This window comes from Acutalibacter sp. 1XD8-36 (assembly GCF_009917525.1).
Taxonomy (GTDB): Bacteria; Bacillota; Clostridia; order Oscillospirales; family Acutalibacteraceae; genus Acutalibacter.
Map to the genome: position 1 here is coordinate 1 of NZ_QZDU01000019.1, position 13,473 is coordinate 13,473.

At 53.4% G+C, this 13,473-nt stretch carries 17 protein-coding genes and 2 pseudogenes; 18 read left to right on the top strand and 1 reads right to left on the bottom strand.

Annotation, left to right across the window (positions count from 1 at the left end):
* Positions 1–562: 562 nt before the first annotated feature.
* The 4 genes and pseudogenes from D5270_RS17180 to D5270_RS15585 all read left to right on the top strand — a co-directional run bounded on the left by D5270_RS17180 (position 563) and on the right by D5270_RS15585 (position 5,275).
* Positions 563–1,498, top strand: coding sequence for a ParB/RepB/Spo0J family partition protein (locus D5270_RS17180; protein ID WP_330587547.1), 936 nt, complete (start codon positions 563–565; stop codon positions 1,496–1,498).
* 62 nt (positions 1,499–1,560) lie between these two features.
* A complete protein-coding gene (locus D5270_RS15570) occupies positions 1,561–2,040 on the top strand; it encodes a PcfB family protein (RefSeq protein WP_442858616.1) in 480 nt (159 codons plus the stop codon).
* A pseudogene (locus D5270_RS17325) lies at positions 2,027–4,957 on the top strand (recombinase family protein). Before D5270_RS15570 ends, D5270_RS17325 begins: the two are co-directional and overlap by 14 nt.
* Before the next feature lie 15 nt (positions 4,958–4,972).
* Positions 4,973–5,275, top strand: a complete 303-nt coding sequence (locus tag D5270_RS15585; RefSeq protein WP_166544954.1) for a hypothetical protein — start codon at positions 4,973–4,975, stop codon at positions 5,273–5,275.
* 51 nt (positions 5,276–5,326) lie between these two features.
* On the opposite strand, the gene D5270_RS15590 is transcribed toward D5270_RS15585, so the two are convergent.
* A complete protein-coding gene (locus tag D5270_RS15590) occupies positions 5,327–5,680 on the bottom strand; it encodes a helix-turn-helix domain-containing protein (RefSeq protein ID WP_166544955.1) in 354 nt (117 codons plus the stop codon).
* A 194-nt stretch (positions 5,681–5,874) separates the two neighbouring features.
* Between D5270_RS15590 and D5270_RS15595 the strand changes: the two genes are divergently transcribed.
* The 14 genes and pseudogenes from D5270_RS15595 to D5270_RS15660 all read left to right on the top strand — a co-directional run.
* Positions 5,875–6,249 carry a GntR family transcriptional regulator gene (locus tag D5270_RS15595; RefSeq protein WP_166544956.1) on the top strand — a complete coding sequence of 125 codons (375 nt, stop codon included), beginning with the start codon at positions 5,875–5,877 and terminating at the stop codon, positions 6,247–6,249.
* 1 nt (position 6,250) lies between these two features.
* Positions 6,251–7,111 carry an ABC transporter ATP-binding protein gene (locus D5270_RS15600; RefSeq protein WP_166544957.1) on the top strand — a complete coding sequence of 287 codons (861 nt, stop codon included), beginning with the start codon at positions 6,251–6,253 and terminating at the stop codon, positions 7,109–7,111.
* Positions 7,111–7,749, top strand: coding sequence for an ABC-2 transporter permease (locus tag D5270_RS15605; protein ID WP_207709411.1), 639 nt, complete (start codon positions 7,111–7,113; stop codon positions 7,747–7,749). Before D5270_RS15600 ends, D5270_RS15605 begins: the two co-directional genes overlap by 1 nt.
* 17 nt (positions 7,750–7,766) lie before the next feature.
* Positions 7,767–8,150 carry a DUF3592 domain-containing protein gene (locus tag D5270_RS15610; RefSeq protein WP_166544958.1) on the top strand — a complete coding sequence of 128 codons (384 nt, stop codon included), beginning with the start codon at positions 7,767–7,769 and terminating at the stop codon, positions 8,148–8,150.
* A 132-nt stretch (positions 8,151–8,282) separates the two neighbouring features.
* Complete coding sequence (locus D5270_RS15615; RefSeq protein ID WP_166544959.1) at positions 8,283–8,630, top strand: GntR family transcriptional regulator; 348 nt, start codon at positions 8,283–8,285, stop codon at positions 8,628–8,630.
* Positions 8,631–8,634: 4 nt separating this feature from the next.
* Positions 8,635–8,823 (top strand): cysteine-rich KTR domain-containing protein, encoded by a 189-nt coding sequence (locus D5270_RS15620; protein ID WP_166544960.1) that lies wholly within the window; start codon positions 8,635–8,637, stop codon positions 8,821–8,823.
* Positions 8,824–9,264: 441 nt separating this feature from the next.
* Positions 9,265–9,663: an RNA polymerase sigma factor gene (locus tag D5270_RS15625; RefSeq protein ID WP_166544961.1), complete on the top strand. Its 399-nt coding sequence runs from the start codon at positions 9,265–9,267 to the stop codon at positions 9,661–9,663.
* A gap of 114 nt (positions 9,664–9,777) precedes the next feature.
* On the top strand, positions 9,778–10,230 hold the full coding sequence (locus tag D5270_RS15630; protein WP_166544962.1) for an RNA polymerase subunit sigma-24: 453 nt from the start codon (positions 9,778–9,780) through the stop codon (positions 10,228–10,230).
* A 7-nt stretch (positions 10,231–10,237) separates the two neighbouring features.
* A complete protein-coding gene (locus D5270_RS15635) occupies positions 10,238–10,699 on the top strand; it encodes a sigma-70 family RNA polymerase sigma factor (RefSeq protein ID WP_166544963.1) in 462 nt (153 codons plus the stop codon).
* A gap of 5 nt (positions 10,700–10,704) precedes the next feature.
* Entirely contained in the window at positions 10,705–10,968 is a 264-nt protein-coding gene (locus D5270_RS15640; RefSeq protein WP_166544964.1) for a DUF3847 domain-containing protein, read from the top strand.
* Between the two features lie 256 nt (positions 10,969–11,224).
* Positions 11,225–11,854, top strand: coding sequence for a MobA/MobL family protein (locus D5270_RS17095; RefSeq protein WP_442858617.1), 630 nt, complete (start codon positions 11,225–11,227; stop codon positions 11,852–11,854).
* On the top strand, positions 11,851–12,678 hold the full coding sequence (locus D5270_RS15650) for an ATP-binding protein (RefSeq protein WP_166544965.1): 828 nt from the start codon (positions 11,851–11,853) through the stop codon (positions 12,676–12,678). The genes D5270_RS17095 and D5270_RS15650 overlap by 4 nt, the downstream gene beginning before the upstream one ends.
* 45 nt (positions 12,679–12,723) lie before the next feature.
* Positions 12,724–12,894 (top strand): transposon-encoded TnpW family protein, encoded by a 171-nt coding sequence (locus D5270_RS15655; protein WP_243149417.1) that lies wholly within the window; start codon positions 12,724–12,726, stop codon positions 12,892–12,894.
* A gap of 93 nt (positions 12,895–12,987) precedes the next feature.
* A pseudogene (locus D5270_RS15660) lies at positions 12,988–13,407 on the top strand (type IV secretory system conjugative DNA transfer family protein); the annotation flags it as partial.
* Positions 13,408–13,473 lie beyond the last annotated feature (66 nt).

Here is a 13,473-nt window from a genome sequence, read left to right on the forward strand (position 1 = left end):
AGCAGGATATTTCATTCCGCTTTTCATATATCTTGCGGTTTTAAGGACAAGTATTTACCAGTATACAACAGACCACTCTGATAGGAAAGATTTTTAACAATTTTTTTGGAAACATTGGCATTTCTTAAACTTCCCCGTATTAAGAAACGAGGAAAACTTTTTGAAGAATTTCTCTCAAAACTCCGTCAAAAACGCCCTGTGCGGTGTTGTAGATAGTGAGAGGATTTTCAAGAGGGTTTTGGAAACTTCCCAACAAGCAAAATCTGTCCGGCAAGTTGTAGCGCGGACAGACAGATTTACGGAAATGGGGACCCTTTTCCTATGAATGAGTTTTAATAGGAACACTGTAATATCAAGGCTTTTCGGAGCCAGCAACCACAAAAAAATATTATTTGAGCCATCACATTACGCAGAAAGCCGTCCGGCATGAAAAAACGGGCGGCTTTTTTGCGTGGATAGCCGGGAGGGAGGCGAAAAAATAGTAACAAACTTTTAGCACAAGATTTGTGCAACATTCACGAAATTAAAAAAGGAGGTAACGAATGGCAGACGAAAATTAAACGTGAGCCCGGAGGAAAATCCCCAGCCCAGCTTGTTCGATGCTGGCCCGGCGGATGCTCCTGCCCCGGAAACGCCCGAGCCGGAGCCCCCGGCCCCGGAGAACGTCCCCGAGCAGGCCGCCGGGGATGCGCCCGCCCAGGATGCCCCGGCTGGGGTCCCCGGCGCGGTGAATGTCTCCGCTGACCAGATTGAAAAGCTGATGGCGGAGCGGCGGGCGGCGGAACGTGCGGAAGTGGAAAAGAACGAGCCGCCTGAACCGGAACAGCCGCCCACCCCGGCCCCGGAGGATAAGGCCGCCGGGGAAAAGGAGCCCGAGAAAAAGGGAAAGGCCGCCAAGGAGAAAACGCCCGAGCCGGATAAGCCCAAAGCCAAGCGGGGCCGCAAGCCCAAGGAAGAAAAAGCGGGGCCCGGCGAACCGGGAGGGACGGGGGCCCGCCGTGGCCGCCAGTCCAAGGCTGGTAAGGCGGCCACGGACAGGCCCCCGTCCCCACCTCGAGACAAAATGTCCCAAAGCAAAGGGACAAAAGCCGCCCCGGTAAAGGAAGAGGCCCCCGCCGCTCCCCCGCCTGCGCCGGAAGCGCCGCCCCAGCCCCGTGACGCGACCCGCGCTGAAAAGGAAGAGATTGTATATCTCAAACTTTCGGAGCTGTTCCCGTTCAAAGACCATCCTTTCGGTGTGCGGGACGATGCGGAAATGAAAGGGCTTGTGGAGTCGGTCAAGGACAACGGCGTACACCAGCCCGCGCTGGTGCGTCCCCGGGAGGGCGGGGGCTATGAAATCATCGCGGGCCACCGCCGCCAGCGGGCCAGTGAGCTGGCCGGGTTCGCCAATATGCCTTGTATCGTCCGCAACATGACGGACGATGAGGCCATCCTTGACCGTTCCTCTCTGGAGGCTGAACGCAAGCACCCGGAAACGGGCCGGGATGAGCGGTGACTTCGAGACATTTTGTCCCAAGGGCCGGAGGGCCTATCCCCCATGAAAGGAGGCGGTTTTGATTGATTGACGAGGATGTTTCCCGGCGCACGATAGCACTTTCTATCAGAACGGGAAAACTTTCGGCCCGGGTGCTGGCCTATGCGCTCCGGGCGGCTGGCCGGAAGATACAAAAGGAACGCCGGGCCCACCAGACGCCCCACGGCAGGCAGTCCGTGAAAAAGCTCATGGCCCACGGCGCGGCGACCAACAGCATCGAGCTCACCGGGGCCCCAAAAGAATTTGACCGGGTGGCCCGGAAGTGGAATGTTGACTATGCCTTTTATAAGACCGGGCCGGACAAGTATCTGCTGTTCTTCAAGAGCGGGCAGGCGGACGCAATCACCGCTTGTTTTTCCGAGTATTCCCGCCGTGTGCTGGATAAGGCAAAAACAGACCGCGTACCCATCCGGGAACAGCTCAGACGGGCCGCCGCCGAGATACTGCATAACCCCGCCCACAAGAAAGAGCGCGTAAAGGAGGCCGCCCATGAGGACAGATAAAATCAAGAAATTTTTGCTCCCCAACCTCCCCTATCTGTTCATCGGCTGGGCCTGCCTAAAGGTGGGGACGGCCTACCGTCTGGCGGCGGGGGCGGATTTGGCCCACAAGCTGGTGGGGATGGTGGCGGCCCTCGGCCCGGCCTTTGCCGACTTCGCGCCGGGGCTTGCTCCTTTTGACTGGCTCACTGGCATCGCGGGGGCCGTGGCGATCCGGCTGATTATCTATCAGAAAAGCAAGAAAGCCCAAAAATATCGCCGGGATGAAGAGTATGGTTCGGCCCGCTGGGGAACGGAAAAAGACATCAAGCCGTTCACCGACCCCAAGTTTGAGAACAACATCATTCTGACCGGGACGGAATTTCTCACCACCAACACCCGGCCCGCCGTCCCCGCCAACGCCCGGAACCTGAATTGCTGTGTTGTCGGTTCCTCCGGCTCCGGCAAGACCCGGTTCTGGCTCACGCCCCAGCTTTTGCAGGCCCATTCCTCCTATGTGGTGGTAGACCCAAAAGGCGGGGTGCTGGAGCAGGCGGGGTATTTCCTGCAAAAGAAAAAGGGATATAAAATCAAGGTTTTCAACAGCATTGATTTTTCCCGCTCTATGCACTATAACCCGCTGGCCTATATCCGCAACGAGGCCGACATTCTGAAATTTGTCAATACCCTAATAGCAAACACCAAAGGCGAGGGCAAGGAGGGCGACCCGTTCTGGACGAAATCAGAAACGCTTTTATACTGCGCTCTTATCGCCTATATCATTTTCGAGGGCCCGGACGAGGATAAAAACATGAATACCCTTGTAGACATGATTTCCGGCATGGAGGTCAAGGAGGACGATGACGACTTTATGAACGCGGTGGACTATATGTTCGCCGGGCTGGAAAAGCGCAAGCCGGACTGTTTCGCGGTCAAGCAGTACAAAAAGTACAAGCTGGCCAGCGGTGATATATGCTCTAAGCGACTTGTTAATTCACTGATTTTTCGGTGATAGGCAAGGACAGCTTAGAGCATATTTTCATTCAAGGAGGTCTGTGCTATGGCAAAAACCAAGATTGCGTTGCTCTATGAACGCCTCAGCCGCGACGACGAATTAAATGGGGAGAGTTTTTTAATCCAAAATCAAAAAATCATGCTGGAGGACTTCGCCCGCCGGAATGGGTATCTCCGTTTCAAGCACTTCACGGATGACGGCGTTTCTGGAACCCGCTTCGACCGGCCCGGTTTTATGGCGATGATGGAGGAAGTCGAGGACGGCAATGTGGAGGCCATCATCGTCAAGGATATGTCCAGAATGGGCCGGGACTATCTGAAAGTCGGCCAAGTGATGGAAATTCTTCGCCAGCGGGGAGTGCGGCTGATTGCCATTAACGACAATGTAGACACCGAAAAAGGGGACAACGACATGACCCCATTCTTGAATATTATGTACGAATTTTACGCCCGTGACACGAGCCGTAAAATCAAATCGGTATTCAAGGCCAAGGGCATGACAGGCAAGCACCTGACAGGGACGGTGATTTATGGCTATCTGTGGGATGAAAAGCGGGAAAATTGGCTGGTGGATGAAGAAGCTGCCGCTGTAGTCCAGCGCATTTTCGCCATGACGTTGGAGGGCTACGGCCCCTATCAAATCGCCACCCGGCTGGCCGCTGACAAAATCGAAATCCCCGCCGTTCATCTTGCCCGCCACGGCGAGGGTGTGAACAAAAACAAGGTGTTCAACGATATTTACAGATGGAGCACGTCCACTGTTGTTGAAATCTTAAAAAAACGGGAGTATTTAGGCCACACCATCAATTTCAAGACCCGCAAGCATTTCAAGGACAAGAAAAGTCACTATGTCGATGAAAACGAGTGGACAATTTTTGAGAATACCCATGACGCTATTATCGACCAGGAGACTTTTGACAACGTACAGCGTATCAGGGGAAATTCCAGGCGCTACCCGGACGGCTACGGCGAGGCCGCACCGCTGACCGGACTGCTCTACTGTGCCGACTGCGGCGGCAAGATGTATGTCCACCGTACCAACAACGGCAAGCGCATTTCTCAATATACCTGTGGGCAGTACAGCAAGACCCCTGTTGGGGTACTTTGCCCCACCCAGCACCGCATCAATGAGAGTGTCGTGCTTGACCTGATTTCCGGGATGCTCCAGGCGATTTCTGATTTTGCCAAATCTGACCGAGCGGCATTCATCCAGGAAGTGCAGGAGGCCCAGGCCAGCCAGCAGGACAGCGACATCAAAAAGAAAAAGCGGAGGCTGTCGGCGGCACAGAAACGGGCCGGGGAGTTGGAGCGGTTAGTCTGTAAGATTTATGAGGACAACGCTTTAGGCCGATTGCCGGATGCCCGCTATGCCGCTTTGGATGCACAGTACGCCAGGGAGCAGGAGGCGCTTGCCGCCGAGATTGCCGAGTTGGAAAAGGCGGTCAGCAGCTACGACCAAGGGAAGAAATCGGCGGAAAAGTTTATTGCACTGATTGATAAGTACCAGGGCTTTGAGGATATGACAAACACCATGCTCAATGAGTTTGTCGAGAAAATCCTTGTCCATGAGCGTGACCGCAAGGGCAGTATCGAAACCACCCAGGCGGTGGAGGTCTATTTCAATTTTGTGGGCAAGTACATCCCTCCGGCGTTCCGGGACGTGGAGTTGACCCCGGAGGAACAGGAGGCCCTTCGGAAGAAAGAGGAATTGAAAGACCGGCGGCATCAAGCCTATCTCCGCCGCAAGGCCAGCGGTTGGCAACGGCAGTATGAAGAACGCACCAAGGCGGCGAAAAAGGCCAAAATTGACGCAAAGAAAGCGGCTATCCGTCAGGAGGATATAGAACGGGGCGTGTTCTACTATGTTGCCGATCTGCCCCGCCAAGAACCCCGGAAAGCGACTATGCAAGTCCGGCCTACGCTTTGAGGGAGGGGCAAGAACATGAAAACTGATTTGACCTTTGAGAAAGTAATGGCTGTGTTTCAAGATTTTTTGGAAGAAAGCGGCGCATATGAAATCGTTATGACCTCCCACGGCTATACGATTTTAGAGTGGGATGACCGCTGCATGGAGTGGACAGGCACACAGTTGTGTCCGACCCCGGAGAGCATGGCGGACGCTCTGATTTATGACCTGACCGGTTGGCTGGAATACAAAGCTACATTGGCCCGCCGTGAGCTTACTTATGACGATTTGGCAAGGGTGAGCGTCCAGCGGCAGGCGTATCTTGATAAACTCAAATGACATAATGAAAACGGCAGCACAGGCTAACCACAACTGGCCTCGTGCTGCCGTTTACTCCGGGTGTTCTCTGGCTTTTCGGATGCCCTCTGCGGCCCCCTCCATGATGATAAGCTCTTTTTCGTCCATGCCGTTCAGCATACGGTCAAGGTGTTTCCGGCGTTCGTCCTCTCCGTTGTGCCTGTCTGGGTAGAAAAATTCATCTACGGAAATATCCAAAAGAGTGACGAGTTTGTAAAAAGAGTTGAGGCTGGTGTGCTGGCCCCGGTTTTCAATATACATGATGGAGCGGGGAGTGAGGTCTACAAGCTGGGCCAAATGCTCCTGTGTCCAGCCTTTGGCCTTGCGCCTACGTTTGATTTCTTTGCCCAGGGCATGACAATCCAGGCGTTTTTCATATTGGAACATTCTCACATCACCTTCATATTATTTTGCATTTCGGGGGCGTATATGAGAACGAAGTGCAATTTTATATTTTAGTAGCATTTCTTTTCCTATTCTTCAAAAGATTTTTCTCCCTCGCATCAATGCACTATTGACAATTAAGTGTATAAATGTTATAGTGTGTATGTTAATGCATCACATCAGAAGGAGGGCGAAATTTGAAAATACTGATTTCCAATACTTCCGACACCCCGCTCTATCAGCAAATCAAAGACCAGATCAAAGATGCAATCCTCAAAGAAGAACTGGTAGAAGGCGACCCGCTACCATCTATCCGAGCGTTTGCCAACGATTTGAAAGTCAGTGTGCTGACAATCCGGCGGGTCTATGAGGAATTGGAGAAAGAGGGCTTTGTTTCAAGCCAAGTGGGTATCGGAACCTCCGTAACCGCCAGCAACTTAGAATTACTGCGGGATTCCAAACGCCGATTGGTCGAGGCAAAAATGCTGGACATGATCCAGATCGCTAAAACTCTCAAAATCAGCAAAGAGGAACTAAACGAAATGATGAACATTTTGTACGAGGAGGATTGACATGGACAACATTTTGGAAGTGTCCGGGTTGAGGAAAAGCTACGGCAATTTCGCGTTGAAAGACGTTGCCTTTTCTCTGCCGGAGGGCTGTATAACGGGCTTTATTGGCGTCAATGGCGCGGGCAAGACCACTACCCTGCGGACGCTCCTGCGGCTCACCGACAAAGAGGCTGGCAAAATTCAGTTTTTTGGGTTGGACATGGAGCAGAACGAGAGACAGATCAAAGACCGGCTGGGTATCGTTCTGGATGATGGCTGCTTTTATGAGGAACTCTCCCTGTCTGAAATGAAAAGCATTATTGCTCCTGCCTATACCGCATGGTCGGAACGGGATTTCAAGCAGTACATGGATATGTTTTCCCTTGACCCCAAGCAAAAAATCAATACGCTTTCCAAGGGCATGAGGATGAAATATGCGCTTGCTCTGGCGCTCTCCCACGAGGCCGAGCTGCTGATTATGGACGAGCCCACCAGCGGCCTTGACCCCCTGGTTAGAAGTCAGCTTTTGAAAATCCTGACGGAGTACATGAGCAAGGGCGGCAAAGGGGTGTTCTTTTCAACGCATATCACATCTGACCTTGATAAAATTGCGGATATGCTTATCATGATCGACAATGGGAGCATCGTGTTCCAGGAGGAAAAAGATACTCTGTTGGACACATATCGGATTGTCAAAGGTGATGTTCGGGCGCTCACCCCGGATTTGCGTAAGCTGTTTTTGAACATTTATGAGACAGCTTTTGGATTTACGGGCATTACAAAGCAAGTAGCAGAAGTACAGCGTATGCTCCCGGACGCGATGATTGAGCGCCCCGCGATTGAGGATATTATGCTGGGAAACATTGAAGGGGGGAACAAATAATGCTGTTCCATCTGGTGAAAAAGGACTTCCTGATTGTAAAAAAATATGTGCTGCTTATGCTGGTGGCGGCTATCGCAATTCCGCCGGTCATGCTTTGGAGAGCGCCGGAATACGGCGGGGTGATGGGCTTTATCCTTTCCGTCATTTTTGCGGTATTCATGCTGTTGCAGTATGTTTCGCTCAAAGAGTATCAATGCCCCAAAGCGTCCGCCCTGCTGTGCGCCGCTCCATACCCCCGGAGGCTCCTTGTTTTGTCAAAGTACATTTTCTGTATGCTTATCTATGCGATCTGCTGTCTGATTTTCGGAATTGAAACAATGGTGGCTCCGCAGTTAGGGGCGTTGCGCCTGGATGCGCTGGCGCTGATGTTCCTGATAACGGCTATTGTCGTTGGCCTTTACCTGCCGACACAGTATAAGCTGGGCTATGAAAAAACGAAATTTGCATTTGTTGTCATTATCATGGCCTCCCCCGTTCTCACAGCGGCACTACTCAAAATGGAGGGTATGAATTTTGATGCCCTGTTTACGGCCCCGCCGATTTTCGTATATGGTGGCATGATTTTAGCCGGGATTGCCTTTCTTATCATATCCGCCTGCCTGTCTGTAAAATTTTATGACAAAGTGGATTTAGCATAGGGCGAAAGGAATTGAGTATGGGAAAAGACGCTATTTTTCTTTACGCTATCGCCGCTGTCGCTGTCTGCTTTGCTTTGGCCAATGCGCTGCTGCTTTTGTTGAAGCGCGGGAAAACAGGACAGACTATTGGGACTATATCATCTATCAAAATGCCAAATGCGGAGCTGGCGAAAGCCCGCAATTCAAAATGGGCTGAACTCACATACACTGTGGCCGAAAAAACCTATCGTTCAAAAAATCGTATTCAAGTATCAATGGCATCACGGGTCGGGGATTCGGTTACTGTTCGCTATGATATGGAACACCCGGAAAAACTGTATAGTTTTTCTGCTTCCCGGATCATTGCTTCACTTTTGGTCGCCGCTATTTGTGTACTGGCTGCATTTTTCAAATTGGTATGAGAAAGGAGGAAGAACAATGCCGCATTTTCCGCAATGGTTTGTAATCATTTGTATTCTGCTGCCCGTTGCTAATGCAATCTACAAGGCGTGGAAGAACCGCAAAAAGTAGCGATTGCCGCGTAGGAGGTTATTATGGGATGGGACATTTCTGTAAGTGAACGGATATATCACAAGCTGGCAAATGAGCTGCTTTTCAAAATCATAAATGGGACTATTCCCATGGGAAGTAAACTTTCCCCCACTTCTGCTCTTGTGAGGGAAGTCAGCACCAGCCAGGACACAATGCGGAAAGCTCTATGCGTACTTATTGAGCGCAGGGTAATTTCAAAAACATATCGGGGCTATTTTGTTACCGATGATAGGCAGATCATTTGCGATGCCCGTCAGCAGTATATCGAGCAGGAAACAGCACGTTACCAAGCCGCCCTGCTGAAAGTAAACTGCAATGCGAAAATCAAGCTCAAAGCACTGGGGGGATGACCTTATGGGGAAAGAAAAATGGCTATTATGCCCTGTCTGTGGCAATAAGACAAGGCTTAGGCTGCGCGTAGATACAATCCTGATAAACTTCCCGCTATACTGCCCCAAGTGCAGACAAGAAACTCTAATCACGGTTCAACAACTGAATATGTCAATTATAAGAGAGCCAGACGCACAGACGCAGAGCCGATAAACTTGTGAAAAATCACGGTTTATCGGTTCTTTCTGTTTCCACGCGAAACCGCTATTTAAGTCTTTGCGCCATGGGTAAACGGCGGTTTTGAAATTTCAAACCGCCGTTTCTTTTTGAAAAAGAGGATACGGAGGGCGTGTTAAAGTCGCCCATTTTTAAGGACACGGCGGTATCCGGGAGGTATCGCTATGTCCCCTTTTATCCTAACCCCCTTTAATCTGTCAAAAAAAGTATAGCCCCGCCACCGGGTTACTCCGGCTGCAAACACGAAATATGTAAGTATATAAAGAACTATGTCACTTCATGCGCCCGCACAGTACAACGCTGTGCGGGCGCTGTCGTTTCCTGTCGGCTTTGCTTTGAAATAAAGAACGGCTTTCCCCGTTGCCGCTCCCCGCCCCCTCCGTTCAGACCTCAAAAATCTGAACGGAGGAAAGGACGATGGAAATTACCATCAAAATCAATGGGCGGTTTGTTTCTGTTGAGGTCAGCGCCGAGGTTGCTGGCTATTTGGAACAGGCCAAGCGGAACAATCGGAAACTCTACCGGGAACGTCAGCGGTATTGGGACGGGCGCGAGTGTGACGAGTACATAATCAGCACCGAGGGCCGCTTGCCCTACTGCGCCACGCCGGAGGAACTGGTCTGCCAGCGGGAAACGCTGGATGAAATTCTGGCGGTGCTGGCGCTCTGTACCGACACCCAGCGGGAGCGGTTCTTGCTCTATGCGTTGTACGATTTTAATTGTGCCGAGATTGGGGAAATGTGCGGATGCTCGAAGCAGGCTGTGCAGTTGAGCATTGAAGCCGTCCGCAAAAAGTTTTTCAAAATCTTTCGGTAAACACCTTGTCGGCAGACCCCCTAAGTGGGCTATAAGGTGAGGGGCGTTAGCTCCATCACCGGGAGGGACAAGCAGTTTCGGCTGCTTGTCCCTCCTGTCATTTAGGAGGTCAAAATGAAAGTCATCAACCTACGGCTCCACTATCCCCACTATCAGCAGGACAAACTGGTGGAGGTCAGTGAGGAAGTCTTTGACGTGCTGTGCCAGTCCGTCAGGGAAATGCGGAACCATGAGCGCCGCAAGCGGTATCATCGAGCGTTCTACTCGCTGGACGCTTTCGACTGGACGGAGAACTATGCCCTGGAACACAGCCCGTCCCCGGAGCAGCTTGTCATGCTGGCGGAAGAACGGGCCGAGCGTGACCGGCTGGCCGCTGCTTTGCGGGAGGCTCTGGCCTACGCCACCCCCACCCAGGCCCGCCGCCTCTGTGCCTACTATCTGGGAGGGCTGACCCAGCAGCAGATCGCAGACCGTGAGCGCGTCCACAACAGCAACGTGTGTCTGTCCATCCGCCGTGGCCTGTGCAATCTGCGCCGCTACTACGCAGACCACCCACAGGGAAAGTGAGGGCGGCATGGCGATCATCAATTTGCGAAAGCACTACTACCCGCTCTACACCAAGGACACTTTCATTGAAGTGCCGGACGAGGTTGCCGCCGTCATGGAGGAATGTCGGCTCTATGAGAACCGGCAGGAGGGCCAGAAAAGTTACTATCATGTTTACTCTATGGATTGCAGTCCTGGCATTGAGAACCATGCCATGTTCCTGGTGCAGTCCCCGGAAGATTTGATGATCCGGGAGATTGACGAGGCCGCTGAAGAACTGCTGCTGGAACGTCTGGCGGAGGCCATCTCACAGCTATCCCCCACCCAGGCGCGGCGGCTCCATGCCCGGTATGTTTTGAAAAAGAAATTCCGGGAGATTGCGGCGGACGAGGGTATCAGCGGAAGCTGCGCCTGTGACAGCGTGACCGGCGCACTCAAAAAATTGCAGAAGATTTTCGCCCAAAATGGCTGGCTGGAAAAGGAGGCTTGACAGCTATGGGCAAGCCCCAGGAGGAACAGGAGATTGAGAAGAAAATCGGCCAGTTGCAGAACCGCCAGAAGATTTTGCTGAACAAAAAGCGTAGCGAGGAACACCGGGCCAGGACGCACCGGCTGATTGGCCGAGGCGCTATTTTGGAGGCCGTCTTTCCCCCTGTCGTTGATATGGAGGGTGAGGAAGTCAAGGCGTTCTTGATTGCCCTGTCCCGCTTGCCGGGGGCGCAGGAATTGACGGAAAAACCACCGGAAACTGGGGGGTGAGAAGTAATCCCCAGTCCGAATGGCGCACTTATACACCGTGGCCGGTGTCGTGCGCCCTGCCGGGGGCTGTTGCGTCCTTCGGACGCGATGGGGGTTGACACCCCCAAACCCCCGCACCCCCGCCAGAAAGTGACACCCGCTGCGCGTCTGTCACTTTCCGGCGGGGCAAATATCCAGCACTGAAAGGAGGTGCGTTTTTACGGCAATTTTCCATTGTCCCATCCAAATTATCCAGCGGAGCCAGGGCAAGTCCGCTGTGGCCGCTGCCGCCTATCGGAGCGGCGAAAAGCTGGTAAACGAGTGGGACGGCATGACCCACGACTACACCCGCAAGGGCGGTGTTGTCCATACAGAAATCATGCTGCCCGCCCACGCCCCGCCAGCGTTCGCAGACCGCTCCACCCTCTGGAACAGCGTGGAGCAAATCGAGAAATCCAGCACCGCCCAGCTTGCCAGGGAAATTGAAGTGGCCTTGCCGGTTGAGTTGTCCAGGACGGAGCAGCTTGCCCTTGTCCGCTCTTTCGTGAAAGACAATTTTGTTGACGCTGGAATGTGCGCCGACTTTGCCATCCACGACAAGGGAACCGGCAATCCTCATGCCCATATTAACCTGAGTGAATTACCTTACGGGAGAGAGGGCGCGTGCGCCCGCGCGCGAGGCCGCTATGAGAATGTCTTTCTGACGGAGGATGAGGTTGCCGAACTGCAAGCCGACTTCCCCACCGTCTGGCAGGAGTACATCGAGCGATTATCTGAGTACATGGCCTCCACCGGCAAGATCTACAAGAGCCACGCCGCTACCATCCGCCGTTGGGCCAAGGAGGACAGGCGAAAGGGAAAGGGCGGCATATCTGACTATTCGTGCAAGGAGGGCGAGAGCCTATGAATGATTTTGACAGCATCATCAAGCGCACCACCGTGACCCGGCTGGAGCCGGGAGATTACACCGGCGAGGACGGACTTTTGTACTGTGGCAAGTGCCGCACCCCGAAACAGTTTCGCATGGAGGCCCCGCCGTTGGAGGGCCGCTTGCTCCCCCACCCCTGCCGCTGTGAGCAGGAGCGCATCGACCGGGAGGCGGCGGAGCAGGAGGCCCGCCGTCACCGTCAGGCCGTGGCCGAATTGAAGCGCTGGGGCTTTACTGACCCCGCCATGAGGGAGTGGACGTTTGCCAATGACAACGGCAAATGCCCGCAGATGAAACACGCCCGCTTTTACGTTGAGAACTGGCCGACGATACGGGCGGAAAACATCGGCTATCTGCTGTGGGGCGGCGTGGGGACTGGCAAAAGCTATTTTGCGGGCTGTATCGCCAATGCCCTGATGGAACAGGAAGTGGCCGTCCGCATGACGAACTTTGCCCTGATACTCAACGACCTAACCGCCAGCTTTGAGGGCCGCAACGAGTACATAGCCCGCCTCTGCCGCGCCCCGCTGCTGATACTGGACGATTTTGGAATGGAACGTGGGACGGAGTACGGATTGGAGCAGGTCTACAACGTGATTGACAGCCGCTACCGCAGCCGCAGGCCGCTGATCGTCACCACGAACTTGTCCCTTCAGGATTTGCAGCACCCCCAGGACACCGCCCACGCCCGCATCTATGACCGGCTGTTGGAGATGTGCGCCCCTATCCGTTTTTCCGGCGAGAACTTCCGCAGGGCAACGGCACAGGACAAGCTGGCACGTCTGAAAAATCTGATGGACTGAAAGGAGCCGCCTATGGCAAACAAACTTCCCAACGCTACCGCAGGCATGACCTTCCCCCGACCCAAGCCGGACACCCCGCCCTCAATGGTGAAGAAAATCGGCAAAACCACCTACCTTGTGTGGGCGCATTTCAGCGAAACCAGCACTGAAACGATGGAGGACAAAATCAAGCGTATGCTCCGTGAGGAAGTCCGCCAAATGATGGCGCAGGAGTAAGAGCCGCATGAGCAGGCCGGGAGCCATAAGGCCCCCGGCTTTTGCTGTGTCAATTTTTTGAATATTCTGTGAACAGTATTAAAAAGTCCTTGACAACTCGTCACAGGCAAGACTGCCCGCTCCATACTTATTAGCTGTGGCGCAAGGCTGGCCCCATTTGACATCCCGCAACTCCGGGAGATTATGAGCTATGACGAGATGGAGCTTGACAAGCTGGGGGACAGACGGACGGCGGCGTTCTTCATCATCAGCGATACCGACACCACCTACAACTTTATCGTGGCCCTTGCCTTTTCGCAGATGTTCAATCTTCTCTGTGAACGGGCGGACAACGTACACGGGGGCCGCCTGCCCCATCATGTGCGGGTGCTGTGGGACGAGGCCGCCAACACCGGGCAAGTGCCCAACCTCGAAAAGCTGGTGGCGGTCATCCGCTCCCGGGAGGTGAGCCTGACGCTGTTCTACCAGCAGTTGGCCCAATGCAAAGCCATCTACGATAAAAACGCGGAAACCCGGATAGCGTGAACAGCATTATCGTTCCGATAACAAACGTGATGAACGACCAGTATTGTTATCAGA